The organism is Streptomyces sp. NBRC 110611 (assembly GCF_001590865.1).
GTDB lineage: Bacteria > Actinomycetota > Actinomycetes > Streptomycetales > Streptomycetaceae > Streptomyces.
Map to the genome: position 1 here is coordinate 301211 of NZ_BBUY01000005.1, position 20048 is coordinate 321258.

Genomic DNA, 20048 nt, shown 5'->3' on the forward strand with positions numbered 1-20048 from the left:
AGCCCGGGAGGTGACCGTGTCGCTTCCCGAGAACGGCGCGCCGTGGCCGCCGCGCGAGTGGTCCACCGCCTACCGTGAGATCCGCGTCGATGATGCGTGGTATTCCGGAGACCGCACGCGGCTCGCTGACGTCTATCGGCACGCCCCGCGGCGCGAGGACGGCCGGCGGCGCCTGTGGGCGCGCCACCGTCACCACCAGCCTGGCCAGCGCGACACGCGCCTGCATATCCCGCTCGCCGCCGACATCGCGACCACCTCGGCCGACCTGCTGTTCAGTGAGCCGCCGGTATTCACCGTGGACACCCCGGCGACACAGTGTCGGCTGGATGAGCTCACCGAGGCCGGCGGTATCGCGAACACCCTCCTGGAGGCCGCGGAGGTCGGCGCCGCCCTGGGCGGTGTGTTCCTGCGCGTCACGTGGGATGCGTCGCTGGTCGAGCGCCCGCTGCTGACCGTCATGCACCCCGACACCGCCGCGCCGGAATTTCGGTTCGGCATGCTCACCGCAGTAACGTTCTGGCGCAAGCTGACCGGCGACGACACCACGGCGACCGTGTGGCGCCACCTGGAGCGCCACGAACCCGGCCGCATCGTCCACGGCCTCTACCGCGGCACCGACAATCAGCTCGGCACCCGCGTACCGCTCACAGAGCACCCCGCAACGGTCTCCCTGGTCGACTCCCTCGGCCCCGACGGCGACACCATCGCCACCGGAATCGACGCCCTCACCGCCGCCTACGTCCCCAACATCCGGCCGAACCGCCGGCACCGCGGCTCCCCCCTGGGCCGGTCTGACTTCCAAGGCGGCGTACACGACCTGTTCGACGCCCTCGACGAAACGTGGACATCGTGGCTGCGCGACATCCGTCTCGCGCGGGCGCGGCTGATCGTCCCGGATGGCTACCTGCGCGACCACGGCCCCGGCCGCGGCGCGTCGTTCGACGACGACCGGGAAATCTGGCAGTCGCTGAACATCCCGCCCACCGAGGCCGCCGGCATCACCCTTTCTCAGTTCGCGATCCGGGTTGCCGAGCACCAGTCGACCGCCGATGCCATCGTGCAGCAGGCCGTACGGTCCGCCGGCTACAGCGTCCAGTCTTTCGGCCTGGGCGACGTTGCTGCGGCGACCGCGACTGAGGTGACCGCGCGTGAGCGCCGCTCGATGATCACTCGGGATAAGAAGAGCCGTTACTGGCAGGCGCCACTGGCCGACATGCTGCATGTCCTGCTCATGCTCGACCGGGCCCTATTCACGCCGTCCGTAGTCCCGGAGCGCCCTCGCGTGGTGTTCGGGGACTCCGTCTCGGAGGACCCGCAGTCCGTCGCGCAGACGCTCTCCCTGCTCCAGCAGGCGCAGGCCGTCAGCACCGATACGAAAGTACGGCTGCTGCATCCGGATTGGGATGACACGGCCGTGCAGGCCGAGGTCGACCGCATCCTCGCCGAGACCGGGCAAGCCGTACCCGACCCCATGCAGGCCGGCACCCTCGACTAACACCATGGAGAACCCCCTGTGTCCGCACCTTGGACTCTGCACAACGGCGATGCCATGGGCTGGCTTGCCACACTCGAAACTGATTCCGCCGCCGCAGTGATCACCGACCCTCCGTACAGCAGCGGCGGCATGCTGCGCTCAGACCGCACCGGCGACACCCGCGCCAAGTACAGCGGGCTGAAGAACCGCCATCACATCTCGAACTTTTCCGGCGACAACCGCGACGGCCGATCGTGGGGCTATTGGATGGCGCTATGGCTCGGTGAGGCAGCGCGCGTGGTGCGCCCTGGTGGCGTACTGGCGATGTGCACCGACTGGCGCCAGCTCCCTGCCGCCACCGACGCGCTACAAGCCGGCGGCTGGGTGTGGCGGGGCATCGTGCCGTGGATCAAGCCGGATGCCCGCCCGCAGCGCGGACGGTTCACGCAGAACGCGGAATTCTTGGTGTGGGGGACGAACGGACCGCGCCCGTTCGGGGGCGAGTGCCTGCCCGGGTACTACCTGGCCCGCGCCCCGCGGAACAACGACCGCGGCGCGCATCAACGACGCCACCTCACCCAAAAGCCACTCGATGTCATGCGCTCACTGGTGCAGATCGTCGAGCCTGGCGAGCTCATCCTCGACCCGTTCGCCGGCGCCGGCACCACGCTGCTTGCCGCCGCGCTAGAGGGCCGGCGCGCTGCGGGATGCGAATTGCACCCCGCCCATGCGGCCAGCGCACGCGCCCGCCTCGACGAGGCCCTGCAGACGTAGCGGCCAATCTGACCGCGGGGGGTGCTCTGTGCCGATCCACCCCGCCATGGTCGAGGACCTTTCGGCCGGCGTCCGGGACCTGTACGCGGACGCCGAGGCGCGGCTGCTGGGGATCATCGCGCGACAGCTCGCCGACGGGTACGAGGCGCCCGGATGGGCCACGACCAAACTCCGCGACGTGCAAGCCCTACGCCGAGGGGCGCAGGACGTCGTCAATTCCCTTTCGACTGCAATGCAGTTGGAGGTGTTCGACGCGGTAGCCGAGGCATACAACGCCGGTTCCCGCGCCGGACTGGTCGAGTTGGGCACGCTGCGGGACGAGGACGCCCGGCGGATCGCCGAGGCCACCCCCAACGCCCGCGCGGTCGACCGCCTCGCGCACGAAACCATCGACCTCGTAACCGCGACGCACCGCGGCATCTTGCGCGGCGCGGAGGACGGATACCGGCAGGTGATCTCCGAGGTATCCGCCACGCCCCTGCTCGGCATCGACACCCGCCGCCAGGCCACCCAACGCGCCATGGAACGTTTCGCCGACCGTGGTCTGCGGACGTTCGTCGACAAAGGCGGGCGCGCCTGGTCCATGACCTCATACGCCGAGATGGCCGTGCGGACGGCCGTCGGCCGCGCTGCCGTCGAGGCGCATGGCGACCGGCTGCGCGCCGCCGGCGTGTCCCTGGTGATCGTCTCCAACGCGCCGCACGAGTGCCCGCTGTGCAAGCCGTACGAGGGCCGTGTGCTGGCCCTGGACGGGCCGGACGGCGCCCGTACGGTTGAGGTCGAGCACGCCATCGAGGATGGCCACACGATCCGTGTGCAGATCGCCGGATCGCTGGATGAGGCGCGCCGCGCCGGTCTTCAGCATCCCAACTGTCGTCACTCGACCTCGGCCTACCTGCCCGGTGTCACCCGGGCCCCCGTCGAGCACTCCGCCGACCCGGCCGGCTACGAGGCCACCCAGCGGCAGCGCGCCATCGAGCGCGGCATCCGCCGATGGAAGAACCGCGCCGCCGCGGCCGTGACCCCCGAGGGTCGGCGGGCGGCCGAGGCCCGTGTGCGGCAGTGGCAAGCCCGGATGCGCGCCCACCTGGACGAGCACCCCGAACTCATCCGCCGCCGCGAGCGCGAGCGTCTCGGCGCCGGCAACCTGCCCTCCACCGCGCCCCGCCCGCCGCAGGACGTCATCGAAGCTGCGCGCGTACGCTCCGGCGACGCGCGCACCCTGCCCGAGATGGCCGACGAGCAGCTCGGCGCCGCGCTGCGCCCCGGCGTCCTCGACGAGCACGACCGGCACCGGATCGCGGCCGAAGCCGACCGGCGCGATGTGCAGGCGCTGCTCGACCGCGTCCGCCCCGGCGGGCGGATGGTCGATGCCCTCACGCAGTTCTCCGACGAGGAACTCGCCCGCGTCTACAGCCGCTTGCCAGACGACGGCATGCTGCGGGTCATGGCGGAGATGGACCGGCGCGACCTCGACGCCGCTCTGCCCGGCGCCCGCCGGGACCTGATTGGCCTTTCTGACCGCCAGCTCGCCGACCGCGCCCGCCGCGCCGAGGGCGACGAACTCGCCGCCCTGGCCGCCGAGGCCGACCGCCGCCGTTTGCTAGCCGAGGTGTTCCCCGGCGGGCGCCTGGCCGCGGATCTCTCGGCCGTCGACGACGAGGTACTCGGGTGGGCCATGCGCTATGGCACCGAGGGGGATGTCGCGCGGATCGCCGACGAACTCGACCGCCGTTACCCGCCCGCCCCGGCGCCGGCCGCGGAGGGTGCGCACACCGTCGAGGGTCAGCTCGCCGACCGCGCCGCCCTCGACGAGGCCCTCTCACCGGCTACCAATCCGGACGGCTGGGCACACCTTGCCCTCGATGGCGACGACCGGTATGCCGGACTGTCCGCCACCGAGCGATGGATCGCCGAACGGGAAGAAGAGGCCGCCGCCCGCCGCGGGAACCACACCCGCGAGCAGATACGCGAGATGCACCGCGAGCACGTCTACGCCCAGTGGTCTAAGGCTGAGGACGAGTTGCGCGGCGTGCTGCTCTCCCGTGAGGCCGAACGCGCCGGCGTCGATCCGATCGCCTTGTTTGGTGGGCCCGCGCACGTCGCGTACGCGCGTGCCTCGGAGGAACTGAAACGATGGTGGGCTGATCATCCGCGCACTACCCTTGCGGAGTACACCGAACAGATCACCGGTGAGCGCAACGCCGCCGCGGACACCGCCCGCAAGGCCCGCAACGACCGGCAGAACAAGCTCTAGAAGGGAGCGCGATGGGGACCCGAGGCGATCTGGTACGGGCGATCAGTGCCGGCGCCGAGGCCGGCCGCCAGCGCCGCCCGGTGACCGACTGCCCATACCCGCAGGGCGATCTGCGCCGTAGCGCATGGATCCGCGGCTATGCCAAGGCACGGCCGCTCCCCGACGAAACCGACGAATAGCCGCTCGCTCCTTCCCTCACCCTCTTCTTTCGGACCCGCCCTCTTGGCGGGTCCTTTTTCATGCCCGCACCACCGCCCGGAGGTTCCTTCCTCATGTCCGACTCCACCGCCCTAGCCACGGACACCGCGGCCCCCGCACCGGCGGAGGCCACCGTGCCGCCGGCCGCCGCTGCGGCGCCGCCCGCGCCTGACCTGGCCTCCGAGCAGCAGCTCGCCGACGCCGAGAAGACTGCACAACACGCCACGGCTGAGCGCGACGAGCTGCTCGCCGCACTCCGTAAGGTGCTCGACCCGTCCGGCGCGGCGGGCGAGCAGGCCCCGGCCGCCCTCGCCGAGCAGGCCACCGTCGAGCGGGATGCCGCCCTCGCCGAGGCGCGCCGGCTGCGCGTAGAGCTGGCCGCTCACCAGGCCGCGCACAAGTCGGGGGCCGATCCCGCGCGGCTGCTCGACTCCCGCAGCGTCGAAAGGCAGCTCGCCGAACTCGACCCGTCCGCCCAGAAGTTCGGCGAGCGGCTCGACGCCGTGATCGCCGCGGCGGTCGAAGCGAACCCCCTGCTGCGCGCCGAGCAGGCCCCGACCGGGCCGGCCAAGGGCGGCGCCGATTTCACCCCCGGTGCCGCGCCGGTGCCGACCGCTGAGCAGTTCGCGCGCATGAGCTACGGCGAACGCGTCGAACTGCACCAGTCCGACCCCGACCTGTACGCGCGGCTGTCCGCCGCATCCCAGTAAGAAGGAGGGCGCCGCATGGCGACCGGAAAGACCACGTCGGCACAGATGATCGTGCCGGACGTCTGGGCCGACCTGGTCCAGGCGAAGTTCAAGGGAAAGCTTGTCATCGGCTCCCTTGCCATGGACGACAACACCCTCGTAGGCAAGCCCGGTGACTCGGTGCGTTTCCCCAAGTGGCGTGCCCTGGGGGAGGCTGAGGAGCTCGACGAGGGCACGCCGATGACCCCCGAGCAGCTCGCCACCAACCCGGGTGCCTCTGCCACGATCAAGGAAGCGGGAAAGGCCGTCGAGCTGACGGACAAGTCGCGCCTGGTGGCGTTCGGCGACCCGTATGCGGAGACGCAGCGGCAGCTCGGTGTCCTGATCGCGCGGAAGATCGATAAGGACCTGATCGCGGCGGCCGAGGCGCCCGGCGGAATCACCGTCGACGCCTCCGACAAGCCCCTGTCGTGGAAGGTCATGGTCGAGGGGATCGCGCAGTTTCGGGATGAGTGGGAGCCGGAGAACATGGCCGGCATCGTCATTCACTCCCTCCAGCGCGCCAGCCTGCTGGCAGACCCCAACTTCATCAGCGCCGACAAGTTCGGCACCGGGGCCGTGATCCCGCGCGGCGTGATCGGTCAGATCGGCGGCGTGAACATCTACGTCTCCGACCGCGTCACCACCACCCCCGGCGCCGAAGGCAAGCCGGACACCTACAACGCACTGATGATCCGGCGTGGTTCGCTCGGCCTGCTCTACAAGCGCCGGCCGATCGTGGAGAACGACCGCGACATCCTCGCCCGCACCACGCGGATCACCACCAACGTGCACTACGCCACCCACCGCATGGACGACGAGGGAATCGTCGTCCTGCGCACCGCGGCCGGCCAGCCCGACGCGGAGAGCAGAAACGATTCTGCGCCCAAGCAGCGCACCACGAAGGCGTAAGCCATGGGGCGCGTCTACGCCACCCCCGAGCAGCTCGCTGCCTGGACCGGTCAGCCGACCCCCGAGGACGCCGAGCGACTCCTCGCCCGCGCGTCCGAGGACATCGACTCGGCCCTGCTGACCGCCGTCTACCCGGTCGATGACGACGGCGACCCGACCGCGGCGACGATCGCCGCCGCGCTCGCCGACGCCACATGCGCGCAGGTCGAATACTGGCTCGCTACCGGGGACGACGGCACCGGCGCGGCCGGCCACTGGGACTCTGTCTCGATCGGCCCGGTGTCCCTGTCCGGGCGCAGCAGTGCCCCGCCGGCCGCGTCCGGCGTCGAGCTCGCCCCGCGGGCGGCTCGGGCGCTGCGGCGCGCGGGTCTTGTGCCCGGGGTGGTGTGGACATGGTGACCCGCGTGCCGCGCGTACTGCTGCGCCATCGCGTCACCGTCGAGCCGTATGCCGGGGAGAGCGCGTATGGGCCTCAGTACCGCCACGCTATCCCCGAGGTTCCTGCCCTGGTCGATGCCACGCCGCGCATGGTGCGCGCCCCCGACGGTCGCCAGGTCGTCGCCTCGGCAACGGTGATCGCCGACCCGGCGCTCGACTGCCCGCCCGGGAGTCGGATCACCCTGCCCGACGGGCGCACCACCACCGCCATCACGGTGGGCCATCACACCGCGCCCGGTCTTCCGGTTCCTGCCTGTACGGAGGTGATGTGCGAATGAGCCGCGCCCGCCTCCAGTGGAACGGCGCGGAGGTCACCGGGGCACTGCGGCAGGCCGCCGCCCGCGGCGCGCTGCTGGGCGCCGAACACGTCCTGCAGAGCAGTCGGCAGCGTGTGCCGATCGCCGAGGGCGCCCTCGAACGCTCCGGCGCCGCGAGTGTGGACGAGCAGCACCTCACCGCCGCAGTCTCCTATGACACCCCGTACGCCCGTCGGGTGCATGAGGACCTCAACGCCCGGCATTCTCCGGGCCGTTCGGCCAAATTCCTGGAATCGGTATTGCCGCAAGAGGCGGACACGGTACAGGCGTTGATCGCTGCGCAGATTCGGCGGGCGCTGCGCTGATGTCCTACACCGTCGACCTGCTCGACGGTCTCGCCCGCCTGCTCGACTCCGCCGGTGTCGGCACCTACCGCCCCGACGGCGTATACGAGGCCAGCGAGACCGCGATCACCATCGCCGCTACCCCACCCGCCCCCGACCGGTGCATCTGCCTCTCCGCCTACCCGGTCACCGACTCCCCCGTGCTCACCGACACCACCACCGGGATCCAGGTGCGTACCCGCGCCGGCCCGGATCCGCGTGAGGTCGACGCCCTCGACGACGCCGTTTTCGACGTGCTGCACGGCGCCGGCCCCTACCAGTGGGGCGCGGCATGGGTGCAGCTGATCTTTCGCGCCTCGGCCGTTCCGATCGGTGCCGATGACAGCGGGCGCGCGGAGCGCACCAGCAACTACTACGCCCGCGCCCACCGCGCGGCCCGACACCTCGAATAGGAGGCGCTCTTGAGCACCCCGACGCCGCCGGCCGAGACCGTGACCGCGCTCGCCCGCCGCTACCGGCTGGAGCTGGACATGGGCAAGGACGGCACCCCCGCCTGGACGCTGATACCCGGCATTACCGAGTTCACCCCCAAGATCGAACCGACACAGAAGGAGATCACGCCGTACGAGGCTGAGGGCTGGAAAGAGCAAGTACTGACCATGCTCGAGTGGTCCGTCGAGGTCACCCTCGCCCACCGCGCCCACCCCGTGACCAGCGTGTTCAACGCCGCCCAAGAGGCACTGCGCCGGGCGTCCATGTCCTTCGGTGCCGCCTCGTATGTGCGGGTGCGCTACTACGACCGCAACGGCGCCCCCGACGCGCAGGAAGGCACGGCCCTGGTCACCTGGGAGCCCGAGGGCGGCGGCCCGGACGAAGTCGACACGATCAAGGTGACCCTTACCGGGAGCGGCCCGCTTACGGAGATCGCCAACCCGGTATCTGGCACTCCGGCCCCCGTGAACAAGCGGGGTGATGCGTAGTGGCGTTCGAGGCTCTCGACGAGCTGCTCGACGAAACGATTCAGCTCCCCATCCGGGGCACCGTCTACACCGTTCCGGCTCCCTCCGCCGAGGTCGGTCTGCGCACGCAGGCCCTGCTCAACGCCGCGGCGGTGGCGGCCGATGGTGGGCGGGTCGATGAGCAGGTACTCAGCGATGCTGCCGAGCGTGACCTGTACCGCGAGGTACTCGGCACCGCGCACGCGCAGATGGTCGCCGACGCCGTGCCCTGGCCGGCCCTCAAACACGCCGCGTTGACTGCCATGGTGTGGATCACGCAGGACAAGGCCGCGGCAGAGACGTTCTGGAATGCGGGCGGCGACCCAAATCGAGCGGCCCCGAATCGGCAGACGCGCCGGGCCCGATCGGGCGCGGCGAGGTCGACCCCGAGTCGGGGCTCTACGAGTGGTACGAGTGGCCCGAAGGCACCCCCCGCCCGCGCCCGGGGCAAGGGCAACCGCCCGCGCTGACCTGGCCCAAGATCCTTGGGCACTGGCCGTTGATCGAGGCTGACCTGCACGAGCTTTACGGCGTCGACCTCGGCGACCGGGCGCTGCTGCGTGTCCGGTCCTGGCGGTGGCTGCGCGTGCGCATCCTCGCCCTGTTGTCTGCCGAGTCCCGACTCGCCCGCGTGCTCACACCCCCGCCCACCGCCCCCGCACCTCCGGGAGGCACAACCCCCCGGAGGTGATGCGCCGTGGCGCTACGCGTTGGTGAACTTGCCGCCACGATCACGGTTGACGCCTCCGGTGCTACCCAAGGCGTTGCCCGAGCCCGGGCTGCCATGCAGTCCGGCGGCGATCAGATCGCCGCTACCGCTGACCGGGCCGGACGGCAGGCCGGCAACAACCTCGGCAACGGCGTGACCGAGGGGGCCGACCGTGGCGGCAACCGCGCCGCGGAAGCCCTCCAAAAGGGGCTCAAGAAGCTTGGCGCCCTCGCGGTCGGCCTGGCCATCGGTACCGCCCTGGTCGGCGGGATCGGCCAGGCCCTCGAACAGTCCAAAGTTCCCGGCCAGTTGCAGGCGCAGCTCGGCACCAGCGGCCCCGTGGCCGCTAAGTACGGCAAGGTTGCCGGTCAGCTGTACTCGGGTGCGGTGGTCGATTCCGTCCAGGACGGCGCCGAGGTCCTCAAAGGCATCGCGCGCAATGGGCTGTTGCCTCCGGAGGCGACCGAGCAGCAGATCAGCACCATGGGCCGGCGGGTCGCCGACACCGCCGCCGTGATGGGTGAGGACGTCTCGGCCGTCACGCGCTCTGTGGGGCAGATGATGCGCACCGGTCTCGCCCAGAGCGCGGATGAGGCCATGGACGTACTTGTCCGCGGCACGCAGCGCGGCGGGAACGCTGCCGAGGACCTGCTCGACACGTTCACCGAGTACAGCACCCAATTCCGGAACATGGGCCTGTCCGGACAGCAGGCTATGGGCCTGATTCAGCAGGGCCTCAAGGGCGGCGCCCGCGATGCGGATGTCGTCGCCGACGCGATCAAAGAATTCAGCATCGAGGCGGTCAAGGGCGGCGACGGAGTCCGTAAGGGGCTCGAAGAACTCAAGTTGCCGGCCGACGACTTGTTCGAGGCATTCGGCAAAGGCGGAACTGAGGCGTTCCAGGCGTTCGACACGGTCACGGACAAGCTCCGCGCGGTCCGCGATCCCGTCGAGCGCAACGCGATCGCCATGGACCTCTTCGGCACGAAGAGCGAAGACCTGGCGAGGGCCCTTTACACCCTTGATCCGTCCAGCGCCGTCAAGGCGCTGGGCGACGTCAGAGGCGCTGCCGATGGCGCGGGAAACGCCATGCGGGACAACGCCGCCACCAAGGTCGAGATGTTCAAACGACGGCTCATGCAGGGCGTCGTCGAAGTCCTCGGCACCTACGTCGTCCCCGCGATCGAAACGCTCGTGAACTGGCTCGGCGACGGGGGCCTCGGCCGCGCCTTCAAGGCCACTAGCGGTTTCATCTCCGAGCACTCCACCGCGCTCAGCATCGGCGCCGGCGTGATCACCACACTCATGCTCCCCACCCTGGTCACACTTGCCACGCAGGCCACCACGACCGGCGCGGCGGTAGTGACAAGCTGGGCCACGCAAACCGCCGCCGGCGCCACCGCAGGTGCGCGGTTCGTCGTCACCAACGCCACCATCCTCGCCGGATGGGCGGCACAGGGCGGCGCCGCCGTAGCCACCGGGGCACGTGTGGTGGGGGCGTGGGTCCTCATGGGCGCACAGAGCCTCATTCAGGCCGCACGGATGGCCGCAGCCTGGGTAATGGCCATGGGCCCCGTCGGCTGGATCATCACCGCCGTCGTGGGCCTGGTCGCGCTCATCATCGCCAAATGGGACACGATCAAAAGCGCCACCGCCGCCGCCTGGGACTGGATCTGGGGAAAGATCAAGGGCGTCGCCCAATTCCTGGTAGACCTGTTCCTGAACTTCACATTGGTCGGGATCATCATTAAGCATTGGGATTCCATCAAGGCGGGCACTGCGCGCGTATGGAACGCCATCGTTGATTGGGTAAAGGGGATTCCGCAGCACATCGTCGACTTCTTTTTGAATTGGACATTGGTCGGGCTGATCATCAAACATTGGTCGGCGATCAAGGACGGCACGAAGCGCAAGGCCAGCGAAATGCTCGACTGGGTGCGCGGCCTTCCCGGGCGCATCGTCGGATACTTCGGCGACTTCGGATCCATGCTGTACGGCAAGGGAAAAGACCTGATCATGGGCCTGTGGAATGGCATTAAGGCCATGGGCTCATGGCTGCGTAGCACCCTTATGGGGTGGGCAAGGGACCTGATTCCGGGGCCGATTGCCCGCGCGCTGGGTATTCACTCCCCGTCACGTGTCATGCGGGATCAGATCGGCCGGCACATTCCGTCGGGCATCGTCGAGGGCATCAAGGCGGGCGCCCCCGCCGTCGACCGCACCATGCGGAACCTTGTCGCGGTGCCCTCCGCCCCGCAGTTCGCCACGGCCGGCAGCACGCCGGCCGGTGCAGCGTTCGCTGCTCCGTCGCCCGCGGTGCACATCGAGAACTGGCACGCCGGATCAGCAACCGCAGAACAGACCGCCGCCGCCCTCGCCTGGCACGCCAAGGGCAGGGGGTGAACCAAGGGGGGTGATCGGATGGCCGCCGGTGATCTGGTCACCCTCCCCGGTCACGTCCAGTACGGCGAGCTGCTGCTCGGCCCCGGCACAGCAGTGAAGTGGAAAGAAGCCCCCGGCTGGGAGGACTCCCCCGGCGTCGACTCCGGCACCGTCCCCCGCTCCGGCGCCCATGGGGCATTCCCCGGCCGGCTGTTGGCGCAGGCCCGCACCATCACGCTCGATGGTGTCGTACTGCGTACCGAACCCGGCGCGATGTCCGCCGCGGTGCGGGCCCTGTCGGCGCACCTGGCGCTGCGCGAGGACGAGATACCGCTGGTGATCAAACTCGACAATGCCGAACCGCTGATGTGTTTCGCGCGCTGCGTGCGGCACTCCATCCCCGTGGACACTGACTACCGCATGGGCACGGTGACCGGCGGCGCCATCCAGTTCGAGGCGACCGACCCGCGCCGCTACTCCCTGACCGAGCAGCACGTCGCCACCCGGCTGCCCATGCCCGAACCTGGGCTCGACTGGCATCTCGCCCCCGGCCCCGAGGGGCTGCAATGGCCCCTGAATTTCGGCGCCCCCGGATCCACCGGCGCGCTCGTCGCAGTGAACCAAGGGGACGCCCCCGCACACCCGGTGATCTCGTTCCGCGGGCCTGTCGACCGTCCCTCACTGACCAACCTGGGCACCGGCGACGCGATCGAGTACGACCTCACCCTCGCCGCCGACGACGAGCTGCTCGTCGACACCGCGAACGGCACGGTCACGCTCAACGGGACCGCCTCACGGCTCTACACCGTCACCGCCCGATCGGCTCCAGAGGAAACGTTCACTCTGCTCCCCGGTACCACCAACTACCTCTTCCGGGCCGCACCCGGATCATCCGACCCCCGCGCCACCTGCTCCGTCAGGTGGCGCTCCGCTTTCTGGTGACAGGAGGTGCCACCGTGACCGTTCGCGCCGCGTGGCTGCTGCCCACCGGGCAGACCCGAGAAGACACCCGTCTAGCCCCCGTCGGGCCCATGACGCCCGAGGGCGAACTACGGTCACGCGACGGGGTGATCGCCGGAGGCGACCCGCTCAAGGCGGCCGGTGTCGCCTCCATGCAGGTCCAAATCAGCACCGGCCGCGCTCTGGTCCAAGGCACCGACGCCCAAGGCGCCTACCCCATCGCGGTAACAGCCCCCGAAACCCTCACCCTCGCCGACGGCGACGCGCAGCACCCGCGGGTCGACTCCGTCGTGCTGCGCGTGCTCGACCCGCTGTACGACACCAGCGACCAACCCGTCGCCACGCTGGAGATCGTCCAGGGCGCGCCCTCGGCCACCCCCGCGCCACCCCGCTTGCCGGGTGCGTGTCTGCGGCTATGGGACATCACCGTTCCCGCCGGCGCCTCCGCCGGCGTCGGTGGGATCAACTGGGCCTCGGCACTGGCCGACCGGCGCCGCTATACCGCGGCGGCCGGCGGGATCATCCCCCGCGGCTGGGGACTGTCGTTCCCTGGTGCCTACCCGGGCCAGTACCGCGACAACGGCACCGGGCTGGACCGCTGGGACGGCAACGACTGGCGCAGCGTGGCCGAGCGTCATTACGTCGCCGTCCGCAAGGACGAGTCATACAGCCTTGCGGCGAACCGCTACACCAACGTGTGGTGGACCGGCACGGATGCGCGTACGGATGCATCGATGTGGACGCCGGCGAACCCGACCCGCCTGGTCGCCCCCGTCTCAGGGCTTTACACCGTTTACGCGCAACAGACCTGGCCTGGTGGCGCCGAGCAGGCCCGCGTCCTGGTCGTCAAGAACGGCGTCCGGGAATGGCATGTGTCCTTTGTCGCCCGGTCCAATGGTGGGCAGGGGCACGCTGCTGCCCTTCCTGTCGTGCTGAAGGCCGGCGACTACATCGAGGTACGCCTCTACACGGCGACCGCGGTGGACAACGTCCCCGGGACGTATAGCTACGCCGCGCTGCGGTGGGAGGGCCCGGCATGATCCCTGCCTCCTACCGGGTGCTGCTGTGCGATCTGCGTACCGATCAGCTGCTCGACGTCCTGCCGTTGCAGGGCGTCGCGCTCGACGACTACCTCGGCAAGACCGGCACCGCTTCGGGCACGATCCCGATTCCGAACGCCGAGATCGCCGCGCGGGTGCGCGCCGCCGTGGTCCCGGGCCGGACGGCCCTGTGGGTTGAGCGGGGGCGCGAGATCTGGTGGGGCGGGATCGTGTGGACTGCCGCGGTGCAGTCCACCGACCGCGGGTTTTTGTCCATGCAGGTGCAGGCCGGCACCTTCGACAGCTACCTCGACCACCGGCGCTTGTTCGACACGTTCGAGGCCCGGGGCGTCGATCAGTACGACATCGTCCGGGGCCTGATCGACTACGCGCAGCAGACTGCCGGCGGCGATATCGGCATCGAGTACGGCGCGGACGTTTCAGGGATGCTGCGTGACCGGACCTACAGCCGGTACGACGTGCCCTCGATACGCGACCTGATCGAGCAACTCGGCGCCGTGGAGAAGGGTTTCGAGTGGCGCATAGCGGCTCACCGTGACCCAGTAAGCGGCCGGCGCATCAAGCGACTACAGATGGGGTCGCCGGTGATCCGGTCCGGGACCAGTGAGATCGTGCTCGACCACCCCGGCCCGGTCATGTCCTACACGTGGCCGGTCGACGCCAGCGTGCTGGCCAACGCCTGGCAGTCCCGCGGCGCCAGCGACAACCAAAACCAAGCCGCAGAATCCGTGCCCCTGTTGTCCGATCTGCTGGTCGATGATCAGGCGATAGCCGCGGGCTGGCCTCGCCTCGACGGCACCTCGGACTACTCCACCGTCATCGAGAAACGAACGCTCGACACTCACGCGGTCGCCGACTGGAACACCGCCCGCCAGCCACGCACGATCCCCGAGGTCACCGTGCACATGGGCCGAACGCCCCTCTCGCCCGCCCTGCTCGGCGCCACCATCCGGCTTCGAATACGTGATCTGTGGTGGCCTGACGGCCTCGACGAGCGATACCGCATCGTCGGCATGGCGCTCACGCCGCCGGAGCGCGGCCGGCCCGAAACCGCGAAACTCTTCCTGGAGGCCCCGTAATGGCCGCGATCCCCCTCGACCTGCTCGACCGCATCCGCACCCTGGAACGGCAGGTGCGCGAACTCGCCGGCCGCGCCCACATGCGCCCCGCCCTGAACCAGATCAACCACGGTGCCGTCCGGATCGGCGAGGGCGGCAGCCTCGACGTCCGCGCCCCCAACGGGACCCAGGTCCTGGGCGTGGGTCAGAAGACGGTACCGGTGTCGCGCTGGAGATCGGCGGCAATGCCGACACTTCTGCCCAGATGATCCGACTGTTCGCGCGCGGGGGCTATCCGGCGCCGATCGTGATGGACGACGCGTACGCCGACGGCTACCTCGGCCGCCCCTGGATCCCCATCCCCTGCGCCCCCTATAAGGACTTCACCAGCAGCGAGGAAATCGCCCTGTTTTCCGGGGATATGCTCACCCAACACAAGGTGCTCCGGGTCAATCTCCAGCTCTCCGGCCCCACCGGCACATCCGCGGAAGTCGTGATGCGGATCGGCGGCACGCAGTACGGACCGACATGGACCCTCAGCAGCGCCGCCAAGGTGCGAGACGTCAACGAGCGCATCGCACTCCCTGCCGGCGAATTCCCGTACGGCACGGGCGCCTCGGTGGTCATGTGGGCGCGCCGCACCGGCGGCAGCGGTACCTGCTCCCTCCGCGTCCGCGGCATCTGGGGCCTGAACACCATCAACGCCAGCGAAGCCACCTAGGAGACGCGTGCTTCCCGACGCCATACCCGTTGTGACCGTCACCGGCCGTTTCCTCAGCCCGGACGGCCGCCCCCTGTCCGGCAGCGTCACTTTCCGCGCGCCGGCGCAGCTCACGTTCCCAGACGCCGACGTGATCCTCGGCGGGCCGGTCGTCGCCGCCCTCGACGCACAAGGGCAGATCACCGCGACCCTGCCGGCAACCGACGCCCCGCACATGGATCCGGCCGGCTGGTCGTACACCGTGACCGAGCAGCTCGCCGGCATCCCCAACGGCCGCTCGTATCAGGTGCTCCTGCCTGCCGAGGCGCCGCACGTCGACCTCGCCGGCATTGCCCCCACCGACCCGAGCAAGCCCAACTACGTTGCCGTACGCGGTGCCAGCGCCTACAAGGTAGCCCTCGCCGAGGGTTTCGACGGCACCCCGGCCGACTGGCTCACGTCCCTCACCGGCCCAGCCGGGCCGAAGGGGGAGTCCGGGCCGGCGGGGCCACGCGGCGAGCAGGGACCGCCCGGGGCCGACAGCACCGTTCCCGGCCCTCCGGGTGAGACAGGACCGCGGGGCGCACTGGGGCCACGGGGTGAGCGCGGGGAGCAGGGTCCGCCCGGCGCGCCCGGAAGCGATGGTGCCCCCGGTCTGGTGCAGTCCGTCAACGGCCACGCTGCGGCCGAGATCACCCTCGACGCCGCCGACGTCGGCGCGATTCCCGCTACCGCAGCCGGCGCCGCGGGCGGTGTCGCCCAGCTCGACGCCACCGGCCGCGTCCCCGCCGCGCAGCTCCCGCCCACCGCCGCGCCCGTGCTTCCTGGCACGTGGATGCCGGACGACTACGGACTGACGTCCTGGGCGTACGACCTCGGCGCAGGGTCCCGCACCCCCGGTGACATGCCCTCCGAGGCCGGCCGGCTCTACCTCGTGGGCGTGCCCCTCCGCACGGCCGCCCGGATTACCAAGGCGGCCATTCACGTCATGGGCTACGACAAGCCCAACGGCACCGTGTCAGCCGCGTACCTCGGCATCTACGACAAGAGCCTGAAACGGGTCGCGGCTACCGGCAACATCGCGTCTCAACTCCCCGAAACCCACAACATCGGTGGACAGCTCGCCACGTTCGCACTGTCCGCCCCGGTCAACCTTGCGGCCGGCAGCTACTACGTAGCGATTCTGATCAAGGGCACCGGCACCGCGGTGCCGTACCTCGCTGCCACCAACTGGGGCGCCACCTCGACCACGTCCGGCGCCAAGCCGGTCGACGTGAACGGCGTCTACCGGTGGCTACAGACCACTTCCAGCACCCTCACCAGCCTGCCCGCCACGCTCACGCTCGGCGGCATGGCCGAGGGCACCACCTGCTATTGGGCCGGCATCGGCTAGCCCGACCATCTCACCAGGAAGGCACACCATCACATGCATGAAGCACACGGCACGCTCGCCATCTCTGTTGGCGACCACGCACAGCCCACCCTGCGCGTCTCCATGCTGACGTCCCCCGAAACCCTCCCAGGAAACGAAAGCCTGACCTCAGACGAGCACACCGCGCTCGTGCGCGCTGCGCTGGATGCCGCCTATGCCGCCGTTCCTGAGCGGTTTCAGACCGCCACGCTCGCCGTGACCACCGAGAACACCGAGGTCACAGAACTCCGCTGAACGACCCGCACCCACCTGCCCCGTCCGGATACTCCGGGCGGGGCCTTCGCATCTCTGGAGACATTGCCCATGGCATCCCCACTGTCCGCCGACCGCCTGCTCGCCGCGCTGCGCGCCGAGGGTGTCAACGTCATTGAGTACGGCAACTGGCGTTCCCACAACCGCAATCACAAGGGAGCGTTCGGCCCGGTCAACGGCGTGATGATTCACCACACGGTTTCCAGTGGTACCGACTCCTCGGTACGCCTGTGCTACGACGGCTACAGCGAACTGCCCGGCCCTCTGTGCCATGGCGTGATCGCCAAGAACGGCGCCGTCTATCTGACCAGTTCCGGCCGCGCCAACCACGCCGGGAAGGGCGACTCCGACGTGCTGCGCGCCGTCGTCGCCGAGCGCGCCCTGCCGGCCACCACCGACAACGATACCGACGGCAACAGCCACTTCTACGGATTCGAGTGCATCAACCTCGGCGACGGCGATGACCCGTGGCCCGAGGCGCAGCTCGACGCGATCGAGCGTGTGGGCGCTGCGATCTGCCGTGCCTATGGCTGGTCGGCCGCGTCCGTGATCGGGCACAAGGAGTGGACGAACACCAAGATCGACCCGCGGGGGTTCTCCATGGGCGACATGCGCGCCCGGATCGAGCGTCGGCTCGGCGGCAAGCCGCAGCCCAAGCCCGACGGTGGCAGCAGCGGGACCTCGTACACCGTGAAGGCCGGCGACACCCTTTCGGCCGTCGGGCGGGCGCACGGTGTGCCGTGGAAGGAGATCGCCGCCGCCAACGGCATTGGCGCGCCTTACACGATCAAGCCCGGTCAGCGGCTCACGCTCCCCGGCACGTCCGGCCCGCGATTCGAGCCGTTCCCCGGCGCCGACTGGTTCAAGAACGCACCGCACTCCCCGATCGTGACTGCCATGGGACGACGCCTCGTCGAGGTCGGTTGCTCGGCCTACGGATCCGGCCCCGGCCCGCAGTGGACCACCGCCGACCGCGAAAGCTTCCGCCAGTGGCAGATGCACCTCGGCGACGACCCCGAGTACTGCGATGGCTGGCCCGGCCGCCGCCAGTGGGACGCGCTGAAGGTCCCCAAGGTCTAACCCGCCCCGCGCCGCCCGCACTCCGCGGGCGGCGCCACCGCCCCCATAGAAAGAGGTACTGCCCCATGACCGACGCCACCCGGCGCACCATACGCACCGTTGTGCAGACCACCATCGCACTGGCCGTACTGCTGCCCGCCATCGTCGACGCCTCCGGCATCCCCGCCACCCTGCCGTGGGTCGCCGGCGCCCTCGCCGTCGCCGGCGGACTCGCCCGCGTCATGGCCCTGCCCGGAGTCCAGGCGCTCATGCCCGCATGGCTGCGCACCCACCCGCCGGCCGACGCCGAGCTGCGCGCCCTCACCCGCAAGAACGACCGGGGCGGCGCGTGACCGACCGCGACCCCGGCGACGTTGCCCTCGAACTCGAACGCCTGAGAGGCGCCGTCGAGGCCGGGTTCGCCCGCGTCGACGGCGCCCTCGCCCTACTCGTACAACGGTCCGACCAGACCGACCGGCAACTCGCCGACCACGAGCAACGCCTCGACGCCATCGAGCGTCGCCGCTGGCCCCTGCCCAGCATCGCCGCCCTGGTCGCCGTCGCCGGACTGCTGCTGACCCTCTGGCAGGCCACCACCGCCCATTAACACAACAGCGCCCCCACCTCCGGCTATGCCGGTCGTGGGGGCGCCTTCGTCATTGGTGACTCAGACAGGGAACTTCACGCCCTTAACGGCGTCGACGAACGACGACCAGGACGACGCCGGGAAAGCCAGCGCCGGGCCGTGCGGGTCCTTGGAGTCACGGACAGGGACGACGCCGCGCGAGGCGACGAGGTTAGCGGCTACCTCCACACAGGTGCCGCCGTTGTCGCTGTAGGAGGACTTGAACCAACGGGGAGATTCGGGGGACTCGGTCGTCACGGGGTGCCCTTTCGCAACTGCTCGATCATGGCCACAGACGCCGCCTGGGACAGCGATTCGGCCTGTAATTGATGGTAAGCCGTCAGCATGGGCATCACGGAGGCGCTGTCTCGGTCTAGGTGTCCCTGAGCTTGAGACTCGGCGTAAAAGATCAAGGACCGGTCCGGCATCATCAAGAGGTTGACGGGCAGGTTGAGCGTACGGCGCGCCCCTATCTCGTACGGCGCCACCTGTAGCAGCGTGTTCGGCATCTCCGCAAACTCGATCAGACGCGCCAACTGAGCGTCCATGACAGAAGGGCCGCCGACCGGCCGACGGATGCAGCTCTCATCCATGGTCACAAACACCATGGGTGGCCGGGACCGCACCAGCACCGCTTGCCGCTCCGCTAGGAACGAAATGCTTTCCTCCGCCTGTTCAGGCGTGATGGCACCCCGCCGTACGGCGCTGTCCGCCAGCTCTCGTGCGTACTCCGGCGTCTGCAACAGCCCGGGGATGATGCCAATCTCAAACTGTCGGATCTCCACCGCCCGACCCTCGTACTTGACGTACTCCGGGAAGCCTTCCAGCAGGCTGCCGTGTTTGATCTCGCGGTACTCACGCTCGAAGGCGTCGGCTGTGCCGACGAGTCCGAACGCTACGTCTACGGCTTTTGAAAAGCGGGAAGTTGGAAACTTTTTGCCATTTTCGACGCCTGAGATGTGCACGGACGAGTAGCCCATGCGTTCGGCTAGATCCGCTTGGGTCCAGCCACGTTCCTTGCGCAGCCTGCGTAAGCGCGCTCCGTAGGCTGCCTGCGGTGATGCGTCCGGGTTCAATTCGTTCTGGTTCATCGCCTCTCCGTCAACTTAGCTTCCATAGCTAGGACGTTGATTCATCCCCAGGATGCCGCCACTCTGAACCTCCCCGGTAGTGGAAGCACTACGGAGAGGAGCCCCATGCTGCCACGGAACCTTGAACAACAGCGCAAGCCCGGACCCGCCGCGCAGCTCCCCCCGGCGGAGTGCGACGTGTGCCGATCGCTGGTGCACGAACGGCAGTTGGCCGAGGCGCGCGGGGACTGGCACAAGGTCTCTGACCTCAACACCGAACTCAAGAACCACCCGCACGTGAAGCGGGGACAGCAGTGATCGCCCCATGGGTGCCGTCCCCGGGCGTGCTGGTCAAAGACA

Annotated in this window: 26 protein-coding genes; 24 read left to right on the plus strand and 2 right to left on the minus strand. The window is 69.6% G+C overall.

All coding sequences use genetic code 11. From position 1 onward, the window contains the following. Positions 1-16 precede the first annotated feature (16 nt). The 23 genes from AZE13_RS14500 (at position 17) to AZE13_RS14605 (ending at position 18600) form a co-directional block, all read left to right on the plus strand. Positions 17-1495: a phage portal protein gene (locus tag AZE13_RS14500; RefSeq protein ID WP_066931414.1), complete on the plus strand. Its 1479-nt coding sequence runs from the start codon at positions 17-19 to the stop codon at positions 1493-1495. Positions 1496-1513: 18 nt separating this feature from the next. Further along, a complete protein-coding gene (locus tag AZE13_RS14505) occupies positions 1514-2248 on the plus strand; it encodes a DNA-methyltransferase (RefSeq protein WP_066931012.1) in 735 nt (244 codons plus the stop codon). Between the two features lie 28 nt (positions 2249-2276). Beyond that, a complete protein-coding gene (locus AZE13_RS14510; protein WP_079123992.1) occupies positions 2277-4505 on the plus strand; it encodes a phage minor capsid protein in 2229 nt (742 codons plus the stop codon). An 11-nt stretch (positions 4506-4516) separates the two neighbouring features. Next, positions 4517-4684 (plus strand): Rmf/CrpP fold protein, encoded by a 168-nt coding sequence (locus tag AZE13_RS36880; RefSeq protein ID WP_181690345.1) that lies wholly within the window; start codon positions 4517-4519, stop codon positions 4682-4684. Between the two features lie 93 nt (positions 4685-4777). After that, positions 4778-5413: a hypothetical protein gene (locus AZE13_RS14515; RefSeq protein ID WP_066931016.1), complete on the plus strand. Its 636-nt coding sequence runs from the start codon at positions 4778-4780 to the stop codon at positions 5411-5413. A 15-nt stretch (positions 5414-5428) separates the two neighbouring features. Continuing rightward, on the plus strand, positions 5429-6343 hold the full coding sequence (locus tag AZE13_RS14520) for a N4-gp56 family major capsid protein (protein ID WP_066931018.1): 915 nt from the start codon (positions 5429-5431) through the stop codon (positions 6341-6343). Positions 6344-6346: 3 nt separating this feature from the next. Further along, positions 6347-6742, plus strand: coding sequence for a hypothetical protein (locus AZE13_RS14525; protein ID WP_066931021.1), 396 nt, complete (start codon positions 6347-6349; stop codon positions 6740-6742). Next, the gene (locus AZE13_RS14530; RefSeq protein ID WP_066931023.1) at positions 6736-7059 is read left to right on the plus strand and encodes a hypothetical protein; all 324 of its coding nucleotides are present in this window, start codon (positions 6736-6738) and stop codon (positions 7057-7059) included. Before AZE13_RS14525 ends, AZE13_RS14530 begins: the two co-directional genes overlap by 7 nt. Beyond that, positions 7056-7403 carry a hypothetical protein gene (locus AZE13_RS14535; RefSeq protein WP_066931025.1) on the plus strand — a complete coding sequence of 116 codons (348 nt, stop codon included), beginning with the start codon at positions 7056-7058 and terminating at the stop codon, positions 7401-7403. Before AZE13_RS14530 ends, AZE13_RS14535 begins: the two co-directional genes overlap by 4 nt. Further along, positions 7403-7834, plus strand: a complete 432-nt coding sequence (locus tag AZE13_RS14540) for a minor capsid protein (RefSeq protein ID WP_066931027.1) — start codon at positions 7403-7405, stop codon at positions 7832-7834. The genes AZE13_RS14535 and AZE13_RS14540 overlap by 1 nt, the downstream gene beginning before the upstream one ends. A 9-nt stretch (positions 7835-7843) precedes the next feature. Next, the gene (locus tag AZE13_RS14545; protein ID WP_066931029.1) at positions 7844-8362 is read left to right on the plus strand and encodes a phage tail tube protein; all 519 of its coding nucleotides are present in this window, start codon (positions 7844-7846) and stop codon (positions 8360-8362) included. Continuing rightward, on the plus strand, positions 8362-8850 hold the full coding sequence (locus tag AZE13_RS14550) for a hypothetical protein (protein ID WP_066931031.1): 489 nt from the start codon (positions 8362-8364) through the stop codon (positions 8848-8850). Before AZE13_RS14545 ends, AZE13_RS14550 begins: the two co-directional genes overlap by 1 nt. A 227-nt stretch (positions 8851-9077) precedes the next feature. Then, a complete protein-coding gene (locus AZE13_RS14555) occupies positions 9078-11492 on the plus strand; it encodes a phage tail tape measure protein (RefSeq protein WP_066931033.1) in 2415 nt (804 codons plus the stop codon). 18 nt (positions 11493-11510) lie between these two features. Continuing rightward, the gene (locus AZE13_RS14560) at positions 11511-12413 is read left to right on the plus strand and encodes a phage distal tail protein (protein WP_066931035.1); all 903 of its coding nucleotides are present in this window, start codon (positions 11511-11513) and stop codon (positions 12411-12413) included. Positions 12414-12427: 14 nt separating this feature from the next. Then, on the plus strand, positions 12428-13471 hold the full coding sequence (locus AZE13_RS14565; RefSeq protein WP_066931037.1) for a hypothetical protein: 1044 nt from the start codon (positions 12428-12430) through the stop codon (positions 13469-13471). Next, on the plus strand, positions 13453-14571 hold the full coding sequence (locus tag AZE13_RS14570; RefSeq protein WP_309302190.1) for a hypothetical protein: 1119 nt from the start codon (positions 13453-13455) through the stop codon (positions 14569-14571). Before AZE13_RS14565 ends, AZE13_RS14570 begins: the two co-directional genes overlap by 19 nt. Next, on the plus strand, positions 14571-14819 hold the full coding sequence (locus tag AZE13_RS14575) for a hypothetical protein (RefSeq protein WP_066931041.1): 249 nt from the start codon (positions 14571-14573) through the stop codon (positions 14817-14819). Before AZE13_RS14570 ends, AZE13_RS14575 begins: the two co-directional genes overlap by 1 nt. Then, entirely contained in the window at positions 14816-15271 is a 456-nt protein-coding gene (locus AZE13_RS14580) for a hypothetical protein (RefSeq protein ID WP_066931043.1), read from the plus strand. The genes AZE13_RS14575 and AZE13_RS14580 overlap by 4 nt, the downstream gene beginning before the upstream one ends. Before the next feature lie 7 nt (positions 15272-15278). After that, the gene (locus tag AZE13_RS39020; protein WP_147264664.1) at positions 15279-16643 is read left to right on the plus strand and encodes a collagen-like protein; all 1365 of its coding nucleotides are present in this window, start codon (positions 15279-15281) and stop codon (positions 16641-16643) included. 33 nt (positions 16644-16676) lie between these two features. After that, entirely contained in the window at positions 16677-16916 is a 240-nt protein-coding gene (locus AZE13_RS14590; RefSeq protein WP_066931047.1) for a hypothetical protein, read from the plus strand. Between the two features lie 69 nt (positions 16917-16985). Then, positions 16986-18014, plus strand: a complete 1029-nt coding sequence (locus tag AZE13_RS14595; RefSeq protein WP_066931049.1) for a peptidoglycan-binding protein — start codon at positions 16986-16988, stop codon at positions 18012-18014. 65 nt (positions 18015-18079) lie between these two features. After that, the gene (locus AZE13_RS14600; protein WP_066931052.1) at positions 18080-18346 is read left to right on the plus strand and encodes a hypothetical protein; all 267 of its coding nucleotides are present in this window, start codon (positions 18080-18082) and stop codon (positions 18344-18346) included. After that, positions 18343-18600, plus strand: a complete 258-nt coding sequence (locus tag AZE13_RS14605) for a hypothetical protein (protein WP_066931054.1) — start codon at positions 18343-18345, stop codon at positions 18598-18600. The genes AZE13_RS14600 and AZE13_RS14605 overlap by 4 nt, the downstream gene beginning before the upstream one ends. Positions 18601-18660: 60 nt before the next feature. Here AZE13_RS14605 and AZE13_RS14610 read toward each other — a convergent pair whose 3' ends face one another. Then, positions 18661-18876 (minus strand): DUF397 domain-containing protein, encoded by a 216-nt coding sequence (locus AZE13_RS14610; RefSeq protein WP_066931055.1) that lies wholly within the window; start codon positions 18874-18876, stop codon positions 18661-18663. Then, entirely contained in the window at positions 18873-19709 is an 837-nt protein-coding gene (locus AZE13_RS14615; protein ID WP_066931057.1) for a helix-turn-helix domain-containing protein, read from the minus strand. Before AZE13_RS14615 ends, AZE13_RS14610 begins: the two co-directional genes overlap by 4 nt. 105 nt (positions 19710-19814) lie before the next feature. Between AZE13_RS14615 and AZE13_RS14620 the strand changes: the two genes are divergently transcribed. Then, complete coding sequence (locus AZE13_RS14620) at positions 19815-20006, plus strand: hypothetical protein (RefSeq protein WP_066931059.1); 192 nt, start codon at positions 19815-19817, stop codon at positions 20004-20006. Positions 20007-20048 lie beyond the last annotated feature (42 nt).

Bases quoted from the DNA above. Each gene is read 5' to 3' on its own strand.
- AZE13_RS14575 (WP_066931041.1), top strand. From the start codon at position 14,571: ATGGCCGCGATCCCCCTCGACCTGCTCGACCGCATCCGCACCCTGGAA.
- AZE13_RS14580 (WP_066931043.1), top strand. From the start codon at position 14,816: ATGATCCGACTGTTCGCGCGCGGGGGCTATCCGGCGCCGATCGTGATG.
- AZE13_RS14535 (WP_066931025.1), top strand. From the start codon at position 7,056: ATGAGCCGCGCCCGCCTCCAGTGGAACGGCGCGGAGGTCACCGGGGCA.
- AZE13_RS14615 (WP_066931057.1), bottom strand. From the start codon at position 19,709: ATGAACCAGAACGAATTGAACCCGGACGCATCACCGCAGGCAGCCTAC.
- AZE13_RS14540 (WP_066931027.1), top strand. From the start codon at position 7,403: ATGTCCTACACCGTCGACCTGCTCGACGGTCTCGCCCGCCTGCTCGAC.
- AZE13_RS14515 (WP_066931016.1), top strand. From the start codon at position 4,778: ATGTCCGACTCCACCGCCCTAGCCACGGACACCGCGGCCCCCGCACCG.
- AZE13_RS14520 (WP_066931018.1), top strand. From the start codon at position 5,429: ATGGCGACCGGAAAGACCACGTCGGCACAGATGATCGTGCCGGACGTC.
- AZE13_RS14620 (WP_066931059.1), top strand. From the start codon at position 19,815: ATGCTGCCACGGAACCTTGAACAACAGCGCAAGCCCGGACCCGCCGCG.
- AZE13_RS14590 (WP_066931047.1), top strand. From the start codon at position 16,677: ATGCATGAAGCACACGGCACGCTCGCCATCTCTGTTGGCGACCACGCA.
- AZE13_RS14600 (WP_066931052.1), top strand. From the start codon at position 18,080: ATGACCGACGCCACCCGGCGCACCATACGCACCGTTGTGCAGACCACC.
- AZE13_RS14595 (WP_066931049.1), top strand. From the start codon at position 16,986: ATGGCATCCCCACTGTCCGCCGACCGCCTGCTCGCCGCGCTGCGCGCC.
- AZE13_RS14525 (WP_066931021.1), top strand. From the start codon at position 6,347: ATGGGGCGCGTCTACGCCACCCCCGAGCAGCTCGCTGCCTGGACCGGT.
- AZE13_RS36880 (WP_181690345.1), top strand. From the start codon at position 4,517: ATGGGGACCCGAGGCGATCTGGTACGGGCGATCAGTGCCGGCGCCGAG.
- AZE13_RS14530 (WP_066931023.1), top strand. From the start codon at position 6,736: ATGGTGACCCGCGTGCCGCGCGTACTGCTGCGCCATCGCGTCACCGTC.
- AZE13_RS14560 (WP_066931035.1), top strand. From the start codon at position 11,511: ATGGCCGCCGGTGATCTGGTCACCCTCCCCGGTCACGTCCAGTACGGC.